The organism is Amycolatopsis sp. NPDC051128 (assembly GCF_040682715.1).
In the GTDB taxonomy this organism is placed as follows: domain Bacteria; phylum Actinomycetota; class Actinomycetes; order Mycobacteriales; family Pseudonocardiaceae; genus Amycolatopsis.
The window spans coordinates 1-15890 of the sequence record NZ_JBFBBN010000092.1; the positions used below are offsets into that span (position 1 = coordinate 1).

Here is a 15890-nt window from a genome sequence, read left to right on the forward strand (position 1 = left end):
ACACCGCCCGGCACGCCACGGCCTGACCACTACCAGACCCTGTCAACCCACCCCGACCAGCACAAACCAGGATGAAAAATCCCCATTGGGGCGCAAGAGACCTCAGCAGTAGCCGAGCTGCGCCAGGGTGTCGACCACGATCTCGGACGGGTGGTACTTGTCCATCCAGGACTCGCCGCGCCGGTTCTGGTAGGTGTCGAGGAAGTTCTGCAGCTTGTCGCCGCGCATTTCCGTGAGGACGACCGTTTCGCCGAGGTGCTGCGGCGTCTCCGTGCGCTCGCGGTGCACCGCGCAGGGCAGGCCGAGGTAGTAGCACTCCGCCGAAAGACCACCCGAGTCGGTGACGACGTACTCGGCGCGCGCGACCAGCGGCAGGAACTTCAGGTACCGCATCTTCGGCTGGACGATGAACTGGTCGTCGAAGATGTTCCCGATGCCCAGCGAGCGGATCTTCTCGCGCTCCGGCGCCCCGGCCATGTACAGGATCGGCATCTGCCGGCTCTGCTCGCGCAGGATCTCCAGCGCCTCGCGGTACTTGTCCGGGCGCGAGACCAGTTCGAAGCGGTGCAGCGTGGCGAGGCCGAACTTCTCCGGCAGGTTCGGCACGTCCAGCGGTTGGTTGATGGCCAGCCGCATCGCGTCGATCGCGGTGTTCGCCTCGGTGTCGACGACGACGCCGCGGGCGTGGCGGAGGTTGTTCACCTCACGCGCGCTCGGCGCGAAGTGGATGTCGACGATCTTCGCCGCGATCTTGCGGTTGAGCTCCTCGGGCAGCGGCGACAGGATGCTGCCCGACCGCGCGCCCGCCTCGACGTGTCCTACGCGGGACTTGAGGATCCGCTTCCCGATCAGCGAGCCGTACGGGGTGGTGAACGTGTCGCCGTGCACCAGCACCAGCGGCGGGCGGCCGTCCTCGGTCAGCGCGGCGCGCAGCTCGTGGCGGCGGTTCCACGCGGTGCGCAGCACCTGCGCGGCCCAGCCCGGCACCTGCGCCGGCGACTCGAGGTTGTGGGCCTTGTCCTGCGGCACCAGCCAGACGTCCGGCTCGGGCATCTTCAGGTCGGCGAGGACGTCCGCGACCTCGTCGACGTGCTGCGCGGTGAACCAGATCTTCGGCCGCACCCCGCGTTCGGCGATCCCGTGGTAGACGGGCGCGATCTTGATCAGTTCCGCGGTGGTGCCGAGAATGAAGGAAATCACCGTGAAAGCCCATTTCTGGTCGGGTGCGGTGGCGTAAGGATACTGGCCGACCCGGCACGGGGGCCGCCGGGTAGCCTCGGCACGGTGAGTGCGAACCCGCTCCTCCCTTCGCTCAGCGTCGTGATCCCGGTCTACAACGAGCAGGACTGGATCGAACGCAGTGTCGGCGCGCTGCTCGCCTCGGCATCGGCCGCGAACTGGCCGATCGAAGTCGTCGTGGTCGACGACGGCAGCACGGACGCCACGCCGTCGCGGCTCGACGAGCTGCGCGAACGTCACGGCATCACGGTGCTCAGCCAGGCCAATGCGGGCCGGTTCGAGGCCAGGAGCGCGGGCATCGCGAAGGCTTCCGGGCAGCAGATCCTGCTGCTCGACAGCCGGGTGGTCGTGGACACCGGCGCGCTGACGTTCCTGCGCGACCAGCTGGCGGGCCACCCGGAACGGACGGTGTGGAACGGCCACGTCAACGTCGCGTCGGAGCACAATCCGTACGCCGGTTTCCTGGCCGGCCTCGTGAAGATCCCCTGGCGCCGGTACTGCGCGAATCCGCGCCTGATGTCCTTCGGCATCGAGGAGTTCGACCTCTTCCCGAAGGGCACCGGATTCTTTTCCGCGCCGCGTGACGTTCTCGAAGCGGCCTCCGAAGCTTTCGTTTCGCTGTTCGACGACGTCCGCTTCGCCAGCGACGACACCGGCGTGCTGCGCTGGATCGCCGAGCGGCACCGCATCTTCCTGGCCCCGGAGTTCTCCGCGACCTACCACGGGCGCGACAGCTTCAAGAAGTTCGTCGCCCAGTCGTACTTCCGCGGGACGACCTTCGTGGACTCCTACCTCGACTCGCCCGGCCCCGCTCGCAACGGCCTGTTCGCCGCGTTCGGCGTCGGGGTGCTGGGGCTCGGCCTGGCGCTGCGGCGGCCGAAGACGGCCGTGGTGCTCGCGGCCGCCGGGTCGGCCGCGGCCGGTGCGGCCGTGACCCGCTTCGGCGCGACGACCGCGGAGGCCAAGGCCGTCGCGAAGCTGGCGCCGGTGTTCGGCGCCGGCTTCGGCGCGGGTGCCGTCCGTGGCCTGGTCATGGCGCTGAGCGCCCGCCGGCGGCGCGGGCGATGAGCTCGTCGATGACCGACGAAGCCGACGGGCGCAGCCTGGCGAAGGAGACCGGGCGCTCGGCCGGGAAGATCGGCATCTCGCTGCTGGTCGCGATCGCGCTCGGCTACGTGCTGACGCTGGTCGCGACCCGCTGGCTCGGGCCGGAGAACAGCAAGGTCTACCTGTCGTTCTGGGGCATCCTGATGGGCCTCGGCAGCGCGCTCTCACCGCTCGAGCAGGAGCTGTCCCGCCAGTCCGCGGTGGCCGCGCTCGACGGCGGCCGGGCGGGCAAGCCCGCGCTGCGGGCGCTCACCGTCGGCACGGTGACGGTCGCCGTGGTCGCGGCGCTCACGCTGGTCGTGCCGGTGCTCTCGGACCGGCTTTACGCCGGCAACACCGCGCTCGGCGTCATCGTGCTGTGCGGCGCGGTCGCGTTCGCCTGCCAGTTCGCCGCCCGCGGCCTGCTCGTCGGGCAGCAGCGGATCAAGCCGTACGCGGGGCTGGTCGTCGCCGAAGCCGCGGTCCGGGTGGTCGTGCTGCTCGGGATCGCCGCCGCCGGGCTCACCGGCGTGACGTCGTTCGCGATCGCGGCCGCGACCGGCTCGTTCGCCTGGCTGCTGTTCGTCCGGCCGGTCTCCGGGCTGGTCGACCCGCACGCCGACGGCGAGGGCTGGGGGCCGGTGACCGGCCGGATCCTCGTCCTGCTGACCGGCGCCGCGCTGACCGCCAGCGTCATCACCGGTTACCCGGCGATGGTGAGCCTGCTCGCGCCCGGCGGCTCCGTGGCCGACGTCGGCGTCCTCTTCGCGACGCTCACCGTGTCCCGGGTGCCGCTGCTGCTGCTTTCCCCGCTGCAGGCGCTCGCCGTGCCGACCGTCGTCCGGCTCTCGGGTACCGAGGACGGGCGGCACCGGCTGCGGAAGCTGCTCGCGGCCGGTGCGCTCGGCACGATCGTCGTCGGCGTGGTGGGCGCACTGGTCGGCTGGCTGATCGGGCCCTGGCTGGTCTCCCTGCTCTACGGTTCGGACTTCGTCGCCAAGGGGTGGTGGGTCGCCTGGATGGTCTGGGGTGCGGTGCTGCTCACGGCGTTGCAGCTGATGACGGCCGTGCTGGTGGCACGCAAAGAGGCGAACAAGGTGCTCGTGGCGTGGGGTGTCGTCGCGGGCGCGACCGCGGCGACGCTGCTGCTCGTGCCCGGCGACCCGATCCTCAAGGCGGTCGCCGGCCTGGCCGGTGGCCCCACGCTCGGACTGGCCGTCGTGCTGGTGTTCGTCTTGCGACGGCCGGGCAACGTGCGGCCCGGCTCGGACGTCACAGTAGGGTGACCCGGGGTCGGACCACGGGACAGGGTCGGCGTGCGTCGCCGGTGAGGTTGGACAGCGGAATACCATGAACGTACTTCTGGTCGTGCTCGCCTTCTGGCTGCCTGGCCTCGTCTTCGGAACGGCGATCAGGCTGCGCGGCTGGCTGCTGGCCGCCGCCGCGCCGCTCCTGACGTTCGGCCTCGTGAGCCTGGGCGTGCCGGTGCTCGGCGGGCTCGGCATCCGCTGGAACGTCCTCGACGTCGCACTGTGGACACTCGCGCTGTCGGCCGTCGGGTTCGGGTTGTCGTTCCTCGTGCTCCGCTTCACCGCCCGGCGGCACCCGGACTGGGCCGAAAAGGACGCCGCCACGGCCGCGCCCGCCCGGTCCCTGCGCGAGCACCTGCTGATGGGCGCGGGTGTCGCGGCCGGCAGCCTGGTCGGCATCGTCACGTTCCTGCGCGGCGCGCGCGGCCTCGACCAGGTCCAGCAGGGCTGGGACGCACCGTTCCACGCGAACCTGGTCCGCTGGATCGCCGAGCACGGCGACGCCCGGCCGTCGACCGTCGGCACGATCGCGAACCTGCCGGACCAGACGAACTACTTCTACCCCGACACCTACCACGCCCTGCTCGCGCTGGTCTTCGACAAGGCCGGCCTGGCGATGATGCCGACGCTGAACATGGCGGCGCTCACCGTGATCCTGTGCGTGCCGGTCGGCGTCGCCGCGATGTGTCACGTGTGGCGGATGCCGGCGCTCGCGGTCGGCGCGGCCGCGGCGGTTTCGGCGTCGTTCACCAACTTCCCGTACGACTCGCTGTGGCGCGGGCCGCTGTGGCCGTACGTCGCCGGGGTCGCGCTGATCCCGGCGGCGCTCGCGCTGGCCCGCCTGCTGCTGCGTCCGCGGGGCATCGCCGGCCCCGTGGCGATCGGGTTCGCCGTCGCCGGCCTGATCGGGCTGCACACCAGCGTGGCGTTCGTCGTCGTCGTGTACTTCCTGCTGATCCTGCTCGCCGTGGTGTTCCGGTTCGAGCGGATCGACTGGCGCCGGTCCGCGCCCTCGCTCGGGGCGACGATCGCGCTGGCCGTGCTCTGCGGGCTGCCGCTGGCGCTGCCTTCGCTCTACAACGCCGGTGGCGTGACGAGTGCGTTCTGGGCCTCGGACGCGACGGTCAGCGGCGGTATCGGCGAGACGATCACGTTCTCGCCGATGGCGCCCTTCCCGCAGTGGTGGATCGGCGTGCCGGCCATCATCGGCATCTTCCTGCTGGTCAAGCACCGGCGGATGCTGTGGATGGTCGCGGCGTACGTCGTGTTCGGCGGGCTGTTCGCGGTCACCGTGTCGCTCGAGACGCCGCTCATCCACACCCTGACCGGCATCTTCTACAACGACCACTGGCGGATCGGCGCGCTGGTCCCGCTGGCCGGTGCGGTCGCCTTCGGCGAGTTCACCGACACCGCGGCCCGCTGGTTCGCGGGCAAGGCGGGCACCCGGCTGCCCAACGTCCGGCCGGCCACGCTCACCGCGGTCGGTGTCGTGCTCCTCGTCGTCGTGGTGGGCGGCCTGAGCCGCGGCGGTTATGTCGGCCGCAACGCCGCCCGGCTGCAGCTCAACTACAGCGGCGGCCCGACGGTCAGCAACGACGAGCGCCAGGCGTTCGACTGGCTCGGTGCGCACGTCGCGCCGGGCGAGCGGGTGATGAACGGCAAGGCCGACGGCTCCGTGTGGATGTACGCGCTCGACGGTGTCCAGCCGGTCGAATGGACGTTCTACGGCGCCGAGCCGAACACCCCGGCCGGCTACCTCAGCGTGTTCCTCAACGACATCCACAAGTACCCGCGCGTGCGCGAGGTCCTCACCGACCTCAAGGTGCGTTACGTCTTCGTCGGCACGGGCAAGGTGACGACGACGACGACGAACGGCGTCGGTCTCGACCACCTCGAGTCCACCCCCGGCTTCAAGGTCGTGTACCGCAATCCCGGCGCGTCCGTCTACGAGATCGAGGGCCAGCAGGGCGTCGTCACGTCCGGTGCGGCGCCCGGGTCCGCGGCCGGTCACGGGAAGTGAAGGGCTACAGTGATCGCGTGTCAGTGTCTTCGGCGACGTCCGTGACCAGCCGCCGGGTGCTCATCGTGATGCCCGCGCTCAACGAGTCCGCGAGCGTCGCATCGGTCATCGAGCAGGTGAAACGCGCGCTGCCGGACGGCGACCTGCTCGTGGTCGACGACGGCTCGGTCGACGACACCGCCAAGCTCGCCCGCGCGGCCGGCGCCGAGGTGGCCCGGCTGGCGGTGAACCTGGGTGTCGGCGGGGCGATGCGCACGGGCTTCCGCTACGCCGCCGCCCGCGGGTACGACGTCGTCGTGCAGGTGGACGCGGACGGCCAGCACGACCCGGACGAGCTCGACGCCCTGCTGCGCGGCCTGGACGACGCGGACATCGTCATCGGCTCCCGGTTCGCCGGCAAGGGCTCGTACAAGGCGAGCGGGCCCCGCAAGTACGCCATGGTCGCGCTCTCGATCGTGTTCTCGCGACTGGCGAAGACCAGGCTCACCGACGTCACGTCGGGCTTCAAGGCGATGGGGCCGCGCGCCATCAAGCTGTTCGCCGGCTATTACCCGGCGGAGTACCTCGGTGACACCGTGGAATCGCTGGTCATGGCCATCCGGGCCAAGCTGATCATCAAGGAGATCCCGGTCGTCATGCGGGAGCGCGCGGCCGGCACGCCCAGCCACTCGCCCGTCAAGTCGGCCGTCTACCTGAGCCGGGCCGGGCTCGCACTGCTGCTGGCGCTGGTGCGCCGCCGCCCGGCGGTCGACTCGTCCGACTCGGCATAAGGGAGCTTGCGAGATGGAAGGTTGGCGCATCCTCAGCGTCGTCGTCGCCTGCGTCGTGCTGTTCGTGGTCCTCGAGATGATGCGGCGGCGGAAGCTGCGGGAGAAGTACGCGGGCGTGTGGCTCGTCGTCGCGATCGGCGTCGTCGTGCTCGCGGTGCTCCCGCAGGCCGCCGAGTTCCTGGCCAAGCACACCGGCGTGCAGACGCCGTCGAACTTCGTCTTCCTCCTCGCCGGCGTCGTGCTGGCACTGGTTTCGCTGCACCTGTCCACCGAGGTCGGGCACCTGGAGGAAGAGGTGCGCACGTCGGTCGAGGAGACCGCGTTGCTGCGCTGCGAGCTCGAGGACACCAAGCGCGAGCTGGAGCGCCGGATCACCGAACTCGAGGCGAGGACGGCGGCGCCGGACGACGTCAAAGGGCTGCCGGAGGTCGAGCGCGTCAGCAAGTGACGCCTTGATCGGCGCCCTGCTCGCCGCACCCGCCCGGCTGGGCCGGGTCCGCGTGCTGGCCATCGACGGGCCGTCGGGCGCCGGGAAGTCCACTTTGGCCGCCGAAGTCGTCGACGGCTTGCGGTCCCGCGGGTGCCCGACGGTCCTGGTGAGCACCGACGCCTTCGCGACGTGGGACGACCCGGTCGCGTGGTGGCCCCGGCTCGTCGACGGCGTCCTGCGTCCCCTCGCGGATGGCGTGGACGGCGCTTACCGGCGAATGGACTGGTCCACTGGGACTCCCCGGCCGGGTGAACTCGTCCGGGTGGCCGTGCCGGACGTCCTGGTGCTGGAGGGTGTTTCGAGCGGCCGGACTTCGGTAAGAGCCCTGCTTTCGCACCTCTGCTGGATCTCCGGCGGCACGGAGGCCGGCCGCCTGGCCCGATCCGTGGCACGCGACGGAGAAGCCGCGCGCGCCGACCTGGCCCGCTGGCAACGGTTCGAGCGTGGCTGGTTCGCCGTCGACGGCACCCCGGAGGCCGCCGGAACCCGACTTTCGTAGCAATCGTTCGCTCACGCTCCGTGCTCGGCCGGGCACCGAATCGATCAAGAGGACCGGTGAAAAACACGGACGGATTCATGTCGGTACCGCCATCTCAGCTAGTGATCCGGCGCTGGATGGAGTGATAACCGGCAAATGGTCACATTCTGTCGCGATTTATGGACACATTGCGGTCAAATCGACGCCCACGTAGCGCGATCGTAACCTCACGTGCTTAAGTGCGGGCCGAGTTCCCGCTAGTGTCGGCGAGCACACCGATCGTCCGTCGAGTTCCTGACCGACCGGACGGTGACTTTGAACCCGAACATCTCCCAAGGGGTGCCAGATGCAGCAATTGCGGCTGACCCGAACACGCCGCGTGGCCCTGATCGGGCTCGCCGGCGCGCTCGCGGTTTCGCTGTCCGCCTGTGCGGAATCGAAACGTGAAGAGGGCGCGGGGGGTGGCGCCGGAGGCACGATGATCTTCGGGACGGCCGGCAACCCGAAGATGTTCGACCCGATCTTCAACGACGAGGGCGAGACCTTCCGGATCACCCGCCAGGTCTACGACACGCTGATCCAGAACAAGCCCGGCACCGCTGACCTCGAGCCCTCGCTGGCCGAGAAGTGGGAGGCCAGCGACGGCGGGAAGACCTGGACCTTCAGCCTCAAGCAAGGCGTGAAGTTCTCCGACGGCACCCCGTTCGACGCCACCGCGGTGTGCTTCAACTTCGATCGCTGGTTCAACATGAAGGGCGCGGCCGCCCAGAGCCAGATGATCTACTACGCCGACGTCTTCAGCGGTTTCGCCAAGAACGAGAGCGACGACTACGGCACCCCGGTCTACAAGAGCTGCGCCGCCAAGGACCCGCAGACCGCGGTCCTGACGCTCAACAACGCGAAGGGCGCCTTCCCGGCGGCGTTCACGCTGCCGTCGTTCGCCATCCAGAGCCCGACCGCGCTCAAGCAGTACAACGCCGACCAGGTCACCCAGTCCGGCGACTCGTTCACCTACAGCGAGTACGCGAACAAGCACCCGGTCGGGACCGGCCCGTTCAAGTTCGAGAGCTGGGACCAGGGCAAGGGTGAGATCACCCTGGTGAAGAACGACACCAGCCCGACCCAGACGGCCAAGCTGGACAAGCTGATCTTCAAGGTGATCCCGGACGAGAACGCCCGCAAGCAGGCGCTCAAGGCCGGCGACATCCACGGCTACGACTTCCCGGCGCCGGCCGACTACGGCCTGCTGCGCCAGGAGGGCGAGCAGGTGCTGGTCCGCCCGCCGTTCAACGTGCTCTACATGGGTATCAACCAGTCCGGCCCGGCCGGGGCGAAGCTGAAGGACGTCAAGGTCCGCCAGGCGCTGGCCTACGGCATCAACCGCGAGCAGTTCGTGAAGAGCAAGCTGCCCGAGGGTGCCGAGGTGGCCACCGAGTTCGTGCCCAAGACGATCTCCGGCTACACCGACGACGTCACCAAGTACCCGTACAACCCGGACAAGGCCAAGCAGCTGCTCCAGGAAGCCGGGGCGACGAACCTGACGCTGAAGTTCTACTACCCGACCGAAGTGACGCGCCCGTACATGCCGAACCCGGCGGACGTCTTCACCTCGCTGTCGGAGGACCTGAAGCTCATCGGCGTCAAGATCGAGCCGGTGGCCAAGCCGTGGAACGGCGGTTACAAGGACGACGTGCAGAAGTTCGGCCACCAGGACCTGCACCTGCTGGGCTGGACCGGTGACTACAACGACGCCGGGAACTTCGTCGGCACGTTCTTCGGCCGCAAGAAGCCGGAGTTCGGGTTCGACAACCCGCAGCTGTTCCAGGCCCTGGCCGCCGCCGACGCTTCGCCCCCGGGCGACGCCCACGCCAAGGCGTACCAGGAAGTGAACAAGCAGATCATGGACTACCTGCCCGCGATCCCGATCTCGTATGGTCCGCCCGCCATCGTGGTCGGCCCGAAGGTCAAGGGTCTGGTGGCGAGCCCGCTCACCGATGAGCGGTTCAACACCGTGACCATGGGCTGATTCCGAACTTCAGCCGGCAGGGGGTGGGTGCTACCGCACCCACCCCCTGCGCCTGATCCCGGGCCGGCGACAAAGGACTGCAAGTGCTCCGTTTTCTCGTGCGTCGCCTGCTACAAGCGATCCCGACGCTCCTCGTCCTGTCCATTCTGATCTTCGCTTGGCTGCGCGCCTTGCCCGGCGGTCCCGCGGCGGCCCTGCTGGGCGACAAGGCGACCCCGGAGAAGATCGCCAACCTCAACCACGTGCTCGGCCTCGACCAGCCCGTCGTCATCCAGTACTTCAAGTTCCTCGGCCGGGCGATCACGGGTGACTTCGGCAGTTCGCTGGTCTCCAGCCAGCCGGTGATGTCGGAGATCGGCACGTACCTGCCGGCCACCGTCGAGCTGGGCATCTGCGCGATGATCGTCGCCGTGGTCGTCGGCATCCCGGCGGGCTACCTGTCGGCCCGCTACCGCGGCGGCGCCGTGGACAACGTGGTCATCGTGCTGACCCTGGTCGGCGTCGCGGTGCCGGTGTTCTTCCTCGGCTACATGATGCAGGACCTGCTCGCCGGACCGCTCGGGCTGCCGTCCCAGGGGCGGCAGGCGGCCGGGCTGGACGCCACCTCCATCACCAACTTCGCCGTCCTCGACGGCATCATGACGGGCGAGTGGGACGCGGTCTGGGATGCGATCCTGCACCTGATCCTGCCCGCGTTCGCGCTGGCCACGATCCCGCTGGCGGTGATCACCCGGATCACCCGCGCGTCGGTGCTCGAGGTGTTCAACGAGGACTTCATCCGCACGGCCCACTCCAAGGGGCTCACCCAGCCGGTGGTGCGACGGCGGCACGTGCTGCGCAACGGGTTGCTGCCGGTGGTCACCACCATCGGCCTGCAGACCGGCGCGCTGCTCGGCGGCGCGGTGCTGACCGAGCGGGTGTTCAACTTCCGCGGCCTCGGCTTCCTGCTGGCCGAAGGGATCGAACGGCGTGACTACCCCCGGCTCCAAGCGCTGCTGCTGTTCGGCGCGCTGGTGTACGTGCTGGTGAACATGCTGGTCGACGTCTCGTACGGACTCATCGACCCGAGGGTGCGTGTGCGATGAACACTCTGCTGTCCAAGAAGAAGGAGCCGATCGACAAGCTGGCGGCGGCTTCGGGCCGCAGCCTGGGCGCCGAGGCGCTGCGCCGGATGCTGCGCAGCCCGGTGGCCATCATCGGCGGCGCGATCACGCTCCTGTTCCTGCTCCTGGCGATCTTCGCGCCGCTGATCGCGCCGAAGGACCCCTACGAGCGCTACCTGCAGGGCAAGGTTTCGCTCGGCCAAGGCATCATCCCCGGCGCCCAGCCCGGTTTCCCGCTCGGCGTGGACGACTTCGGCCGCGACTACCTCTCGCGGCTGCTCGTCGGCGCGCAGCAGACGTTGCTGGTCGGCGTGCTGGCCACGGTGATCGGCGTGCTGATCGGGGTGCTCATCGGCGGCCTGGCCGGCGCGTTCGGCGGCTGGGTCGACACCGTCCTCATGCGACTGGTCGACGTCATGCTCTCGGTGCCTTCGCTGCTGCTGGCGATTTCCGTGGCGGCGCTGTTCCAGAAGCCCAGCCAGTGGACGGTGATCCTGGCCGTGTCGATGATCGGCGTGCCGATCTTCGCGCGGCTGCTGCGCGGTTCGATGCTGGGGCAACGCGGCAGCGACCACGTGCTCGCCGCGACGTCGCTGGGCGTCAAGCGGACGGCCATCGTGTTCCGGCACATGCTGCCGAACTCGATGGGGCCGGTCATCGTGCAGGCCACCCTGACCCTGGCGACCGCGATCCTCGAGGCCGCGGCGCTGTCGTTCCTCGGGCTGGGCGATCCGGACCCGAACCGGGCCGAGTGGGGCATCATGCTGAGCCGCAGCGCCCGGCAGTTCCTCGACGTCCGGCCGGAGCTCGCGTACTACCCGGCGATCGCGATCATCGTGGTCGCGCTCGGGTTCACGCTGCTCGGCGAGTCCCTTCGCGAAGCCCTCGACCCGAAGAACAGGCGGTGACGGTAACCCATGGCACTCCTTGAAGTCCGTGACCTCACGGTCCGGTTCGTGCGTCGTGGCGAGCGGTCGTTCACCGCGGTGGACGGCGTCAGTTTCGACGTGGAGCCGGGCCAGACGGTCGGCCTGGTCGGCGAGTCCGGCTGCGGCAAGTCCGTGACGTCGCTGGCGATCATGCGGCTGCTGGCCCGCCGCGGCAACGAGGTCAGCGGCTCGGTGCGGTTCGAGGGCACCGACCTGCTCAAGCTGTCCGATCGGGACATGCGCGACCGCCGCGGCCGCGACCTCGGCATGGTGTTCCAGGACCCGCTGTCCTCGCTGAACCCGGTCATCCCGATCGGGCTGCAGATCACCGAGGTGCTGGAACGCCACCGCGGGATGTCGCGCAAGGCGGCGTCCGTCGAAGCGACGGACCTGCTGGACAAGGTCGGCATTCCGGACCCGTCGCGGCGGCTTTCCGAGTACCCGCACCAGCTTTCCGGCGGAATGCGGCAGCGCGCGCTGATCGCCATCGCGCTGGCGTGCCGGCCGCGGCTGCTCATCGCCGACGAGCCGACGACCGCGCTGGACGTCACCATCCAGGCGCAGATCCTGGCGCTGCTGCGGGAACTGGTGCAGGACACCGGCACCGCGCTGATCATGATCACGCACGACCTCGGCGTCGTCGCCGGGCTGTGCGACGAGGTGAACGTCCTCTACGGTGGCAAGATCGTCGAGCGGGCACAGCGGCACCAGCTGTTCGCCGAGCCGCGCCACCCGTACACGCACGGTCTGCTGGCGTCGATCCCGCGGCTGGACGCCGGCCGTGGCGAGAAGCTGATCCCGATCCGCGGTTCGGTGGCCGACAACATCCCGTGGGACCACGGGTGCGCCTTCGCGCCGCGCTGCCCGAACGCGCTGCCGGTCTGCCGCGAGGTCCAGCCGCAGCTGGTGCCCGACCGGGCCGGGCTGCTGCGCTGTCACAACCCCGTGCGGCCCGCGGTCGCCGCGGGAGGAGGAACCCGATGACCCGTCCTGCTGGTGACGTGCTGCTGGAGGTCAACGACCTCAAGGTGCACTTCCCGATCAAGAGCGGTGTCGTGGTCGACCGGACGGTCGGGCACGTGTACGCGGTCGACGGCGTCGACCTGGCCATCCGGCGGGGCGAGACCTACGGCCTGGTGGGCGAGTCCGGCTGCGGGAAGTCGACGCTCGGCCGGGCGATCCTGCGGCTCAGCCCGCTGACCGCCGGCCAGGTGGTGTTCGACGGCACCGACGTCGCCAAGCTGAAGGGTGAGGAGCTGCGGAAGGCCCGGCGCCGGATGCAGATGATCTTCCAGGACCCACTGTCCAGTTTGGACCCGCGGCAGTCGGTGGAGTCGATCCTGGTGGAGGGCATGCACGCGCACGGCCTCGACAAGGACAAAGCGGCCACCCAACGGCGGCTCCGCCAGCTGCTGGCCGCGGTCGGCCTGCCCGAGACGTCGCTGCGGAAGTACCCGCACGAGTTCTCGGGCGGGCAGCGCCAGCGCATCGGCATCGCGCGGGCGCTGGCCGTGGAGCCGGACCTGATCGTCGCCGACGAGCCGGTGTCCGCATTGGACGTTTCGGTGCAGGCCCAGGTGGTGAACCTGCTGGAGGACCTGCAGGACAAGCTCGGCCTGACGTACGTCGTGATCGCGCACGACCTCGCGGTGGTGCGGCACATTTCGGATCGCATCGGCGTGATGTACCTGGGTGCGCTGGTGGAGGAGACCGACGCGGACTCGCTGTACCAGGACCCGCTGCACCCGTACACGCGGGCGCTGCTGTCGGCGATCCCGGTGCCGGACCCGCAGGTCGAGGACACCCGCGAGCAGATCCTGCTCGCCGGTGACCTGCCCTCGCCGGCGAACCCGCCGTCAGGCTGCCGCTTCCACACGCGGTGCCCGTGGAAGCAGGCGAGCCTGTGCGACACGGACCGCCCGCAGCTGCGCGAAATCGGCGCCGGCCACCGGGTGGCGTGCCACTACGCGGAGGACATCCGCGACGGCCGCATCCAGCCGCACGAGGTCAAGGCGGAGCTGGTGGAACTGACCGGGGCGCTCAACCCCGACCTCGGCCCGCCGGACATCGGGACGGCCGCCGAGATCCTCTAGCCGGAGCTTTCACGTGAAAGTGACCGGTGGCAACGCCGGTCACTTTCACGTGAAAGTGACGCGTCAGGGCTTCAAGTCGAGCGCGGCGCTCATGGTGCCGTCCATGTAGAACGGCGTCGAGTCGTGCACGTGGGTGATCCGCCAGCCGTCGTCCTCCTTGCGGAAGCACGTGGTCGAGCGGAACCACAGCTCGAACGGCCGCGGCAGGCCCTTCGGCGTCGCCGAGAGCCGGTTGAGGGCGTGGCTGTAGGCGACGTCGCCGCCGACGGTGACGTCGAGGTCGCGGATCTCGTACTCGATCGGGCCGTCGAAGGTGGCGAACCAGGCCTTGCGGGCCTCGACGTCTTCGCCGTGGTGCACGAGCGGCGGGGCCAGGGTGAACGCGAGGAGGTCCGGCGCGCACTGCCCGGCCAAGGTCTCGGCGTCACGGCCGGTCATCGCCTCCGCGCGAATCGCCATCAGTTCGCGGATCTGCTTCTCGTCGTGCTCGGTCATGTCATCCTCCTGGGGTGTGGGTGCCTGTCGGAGGGGACGTAGGCGCCGCCGCGCGGATTTCGACATCCTCCGGGAGGCGTTCGTGAAATACGTGGTCCTGATCTACGGCAACCCCGAGTCACGCAAGGCGTGGGAGGGGATGAGCGACGAGCAGCGGGCCGCCGGGCTCGCCTACTACCAGCAGCTCAACGACGACCTCGACGCGTCCGGCGAGCGCATCGTCTCCGAGCGGCTCGCCTTCCCGGAGCTGACGAAGCGGGTCAGCGTCACGGACGGCGTGCCGATGACGACCGACGGGCCGTTCGCCGAGGTCAAGGAGTTCCTCGCCGGCTTCTACCTGCTCGACTGCGAGAGCTTCGAGCGTGCGGTCGAGATCGCCGGGCGGATCCCGGAGGCGTCGTTCGGGGTGGTGGAGGTGCGGCCGGTGATGGGACTGCACGGGCCGGAGCTGTGACCGAGGTCGAAGGCCTGCTCCGCGAGCTCGCCCCGCAGGTCCTCGCGGCGCTGGTCCGGCGCTACGGCGGTTTCGACACCTGCGAGGACGCCGTCCAGGAGGCGCTGCTGGCGGCGTCGCGGCAGTGGCCGGCCGACGGCGTGCCCGACCACCCGAAGGGGTGGCTGATAACGACGGCGTCCCGTCGCCGCATCGAGCAGTGGCGCGGCGAGACCGCGCGGCGGCGGCGGGAAGAAGCGGCGGCGCTCGCCGAGCCGCCCGACCCGGAGCCGGTCGCCGGGGTCGACGACACGCTGACGTTGCTGCTGCTCTGCTGCCACCCGTCGCTGACGCGGCCGTCCCAGGTGGCGCTGACGTTGCGCGCGGTCGGGGGCCTGACGACGGCGGAAATCGCGCGGGCGTTCCTGGTCCCCGAGGCCACGATCGGCCAGCGGATCAGCCGCGCGAAGCAGAAGCTGCGCGGCACGCGGTTTTCGCTGCCCGAGGCCGAGCGCCCCGAGCGGCTGGCCGCGGTGCTGCAGGTGCTCTACCTGATCTTCACCGAGGGCCACACGGCCAGCTCGGGTGGCGCGCTGAACCGCGTCGAGCTGACGACGGAGGCGATCCGCCTGGTCCGGCTGCTGCGGGCGGAGCTCCCGGACGACGGCGAGGTCACCGGCCTGCTGGCGCTGATGCTCCTGACGGAGGCCCGCCGGCCGGCCCGGGTGGACGCTTCCGGGGCGTTGGTCCCGCTGGCTTCTCAGGATCGGTCGCTTTGGAACGCTTCGTTCATCGCGGAAGGCGTCTCGCTGATCACCGGCGCGCTGGCGACGGCGCCCGTCGGCCCGTATCAGCTGCAGGCGGCGATCGCGGCGGTCCACGACGAGGCCGCGACGGCCGGGGACACGGACTGGGCGGAGATCCTCACGCTGTACGACCTGCTGCGGGTGGTGGCGCCGGGCCCGATGGTGACGTTGAACCGGGTGGTGGCGTTCGCCCAGGTCCACGGGCCCTCGGCGGGGTTGGCGGAGCTGGCCGGGGCGGCGTCGGATCCGGCGCTGGCCGCGCACCACCGGGTGGACGCGGTCCGCGCGCACCTGCTGGAGCTGTCGGGCGACGCGGCCGGGGCGCGCGAGGCGTACCTGGCAGCGGCCCGGCGGACGTTGAGCCTGCCGGAGCAGGCGTACCTCCAGTCGCGGGCGGCCCGGCTGACCTCGTCGAGGTAGGCAGGACGTCGCCGCCGTGCGCGGCTTCGACGTCGTTTCCGGGGACTTCCCCGTGGTCTCGGCCCTGGCCTCGCTGGGCTGAAAACCCCGACCAAAGTGAGGTTTTCTCAGTAGGGCTGTGGGGTGTGTTGGTGCTGAAGTGAGGCGTGGGGTCCCTGGTAGGACTGGATTTGCGAAGATCAAGTCCGAGAT

At 70.0% G+C, this 15890-nt stretch carries 15 protein-coding genes; 13 read left to right on the plus strand and 2 right to left on the minus strand.

Annotated features, from left to right (window positions below; genetic code table 11):
* Positions 1-102: 102 nt before the first annotated feature.
* On the minus strand, positions 103-1200 hold the full coding sequence (locus AB0M82_RS45315) for a UDP-N-acetylglucosamine 2-epimerase (RefSeq protein WP_364735928.1): 1098 nt from the start codon (positions 1198-1200) through the stop codon (positions 103-105).
* An 84-nt stretch (positions 1201-1284) separates the two neighbouring features.
* Between AB0M82_RS45315 and AB0M82_RS45320 the strand changes: the two genes are divergently transcribed.
* The 11 genes from AB0M82_RS45320 to AB0M82_RS45370 all read left to right on the plus strand — a co-directional run bounded on the left by AB0M82_RS45320 (position 1285) and on the right by AB0M82_RS45370 (position 13544).
* Positions 1285-2307, plus strand: a complete 1023-nt coding sequence (locus AB0M82_RS45320) for a glycosyltransferase family 2 protein (RefSeq protein ID WP_364735930.1) — start codon at positions 1285-1287, stop codon at positions 2305-2307.
* 8 nt (positions 2308-2315) lie between these two features.
* Entirely contained in the window at positions 2316-3611 is a 1296-nt protein-coding gene (locus tag AB0M82_RS45325; RefSeq protein ID WP_364735932.1) for a hypothetical protein, read from the plus strand.
* A gap of 64 nt (positions 3612-3675) precedes the next feature.
* Positions 3676-5655 (plus strand): DUF6541 family protein, encoded by a 1980-nt coding sequence (locus AB0M82_RS45330; protein ID WP_364735934.1) that lies wholly within the window; start codon positions 3676-3678, stop codon positions 5653-5655.
* Between the two features lie 23 nt (positions 5656-5678).
* Complete coding sequence (locus tag AB0M82_RS45335; protein WP_364735957.1) at positions 5679-6425, plus strand: glycosyltransferase family 2 protein; 747 nt, start codon at positions 5679-5681, stop codon at positions 6423-6425.
* 13 nt (positions 6426-6438) lie between these two features.
* Positions 6439-6873, plus strand: a complete 435-nt coding sequence (locus tag AB0M82_RS45340) for a DUF2304 domain-containing protein (RefSeq protein ID WP_364735936.1) — start codon at positions 6439-6441, stop codon at positions 6871-6873.
* Positions 6874-6877: 4 nt separating this feature from the next.
* On the plus strand, positions 6878-7414 hold the full coding sequence (locus AB0M82_RS45345; RefSeq protein WP_364735938.1) for a uridine kinase: 537 nt from the start codon (positions 6878-6880) through the stop codon (positions 7412-7414).
* Positions 7415-7739: 325 nt separating this feature from the next.
* Entirely contained in the window at positions 7740-9419 is a 1680-nt protein-coding gene (locus tag AB0M82_RS45350) for an ABC transporter substrate-binding protein (RefSeq protein WP_364735940.1), read from the plus strand.
* 83 nt (positions 9420-9502) lie between these two features.
* Positions 9503-10504 carry an ABC transporter permease gene (locus AB0M82_RS45355; RefSeq protein ID WP_364735942.1) on the plus strand — a complete coding sequence of 334 codons (1002 nt, stop codon included), beginning with the start codon at positions 9503-9505 and terminating at the stop codon, positions 10502-10504.
* The gene (locus tag AB0M82_RS45360) at positions 10501-11430 is read left to right on the plus strand and encodes an ABC transporter permease (RefSeq protein ID WP_364735943.1); all 930 of its coding nucleotides are present in this window, start codon (positions 10501-10503) and stop codon (positions 11428-11430) included. Before AB0M82_RS45355 ends, AB0M82_RS45360 begins: the two co-directional genes overlap by 4 nt.
* A gap of 9 nt (positions 11431-11439) precedes the next feature.
* The gene (locus AB0M82_RS45365) at positions 11440-12435 is read left to right on the plus strand and encodes an ABC transporter ATP-binding protein (protein WP_364735945.1); all 996 of its coding nucleotides are present in this window, start codon (positions 11440-11442) and stop codon (positions 12433-12435) included.
* Entirely contained in the window at positions 12432-13544 is a 1113-nt protein-coding gene (locus AB0M82_RS45370; RefSeq protein ID WP_364735947.1) for an oligopeptide/dipeptide ABC transporter ATP-binding protein, read from the plus strand. The genes AB0M82_RS45365 and AB0M82_RS45370 overlap by 4 nt, the downstream gene beginning before the upstream one ends.
* Before the next feature lie 63 nt (positions 13545-13607).
* Here the strand turns inward: AB0M82_RS45370 and AB0M82_RS45375 are convergent, their stop codons facing one another.
* On the minus strand, positions 13608-14039 hold the full coding sequence (locus tag AB0M82_RS45375; RefSeq protein WP_364735949.1) for a nuclear transport factor 2 family protein: 432 nt from the start codon (positions 14037-14039) through the stop codon (positions 13608-13610).
* 82 nt (positions 14040-14121) lie between these two features.
* Here AB0M82_RS45375 and AB0M82_RS45380 point away from each other — a divergent pair, with 82 nt between their 5' ends.
* Both AB0M82_RS45380 and AB0M82_RS45385 read left to right on the plus strand, forming a co-directional pair.
* A complete protein-coding gene (locus AB0M82_RS45380; protein WP_364735951.1) occupies positions 14122-14493 on the plus strand; it encodes a YciI family protein in 372 nt (123 codons plus the stop codon).
* Positions 14490-15698, plus strand: a complete 1209-nt coding sequence (locus tag AB0M82_RS45385; protein ID WP_364735954.1) for a DUF6596 domain-containing protein — start codon at positions 14490-14492, stop codon at positions 15696-15698. Before AB0M82_RS45380 ends, AB0M82_RS45385 begins: the two co-directional genes overlap by 4 nt.
* The last annotated feature ends 192 nt before the right edge of the window (positions 15699-15890 follow it).

Excerpts from the sequence above, each read along its gene's own strand:
- AB0M82_RS45325 (WP_364735932.1), top strand. The coding sequence starts at position 2,316 with ATGACCGACGAAGCCGACGGGCGCAGCCTGGCGAAGGAGACCGGGCGC.
- AB0M82_RS45330 (WP_364735934.1), top strand. The coding sequence starts at position 3,676 with ATGAACGTACTTCTGGTCGTGCTCGCCTTCTGGCTGCCTGGCCTCGTC.
- AB0M82_RS45340 (WP_364735936.1), top strand. The coding sequence starts at position 6,439 with ATGGAAGGTTGGCGCATCCTCAGCGTCGTCGTCGCCTGCGTCGTGCTG.
- AB0M82_RS45350 (WP_364735940.1), top strand. The coding sequence starts at position 7,740 with ATGCAGCAATTGCGGCTGACCCGAACACGCCGCGTGGCCCTGATCGGG.
- AB0M82_RS45360 (WP_364735943.1), top strand. The coding sequence starts at position 10,501 with ATGAACACTCTGCTGTCCAAGAAGAAGGAGCCGATCGACAAGCTGGCG.
- AB0M82_RS45365 (WP_364735945.1), top strand. The coding sequence starts at position 11,440 with ATGGCACTCCTTGAAGTCCGTGACCTCACGGTCCGGTTCGTGCGTCGT.
- AB0M82_RS45370 (WP_364735947.1), top strand. The coding sequence starts at position 12,432 with ATGACCCGTCCTGCTGGTGACGTGCTGCTGGAGGTCAACGACCTCAAG.
- AB0M82_RS45375 (WP_364735949.1), bottom strand. The coding sequence starts at position 14,039 with ATGACCGAGCACGACGAGAAGCAGATCCGCGAACTGATGGCGATTCGC.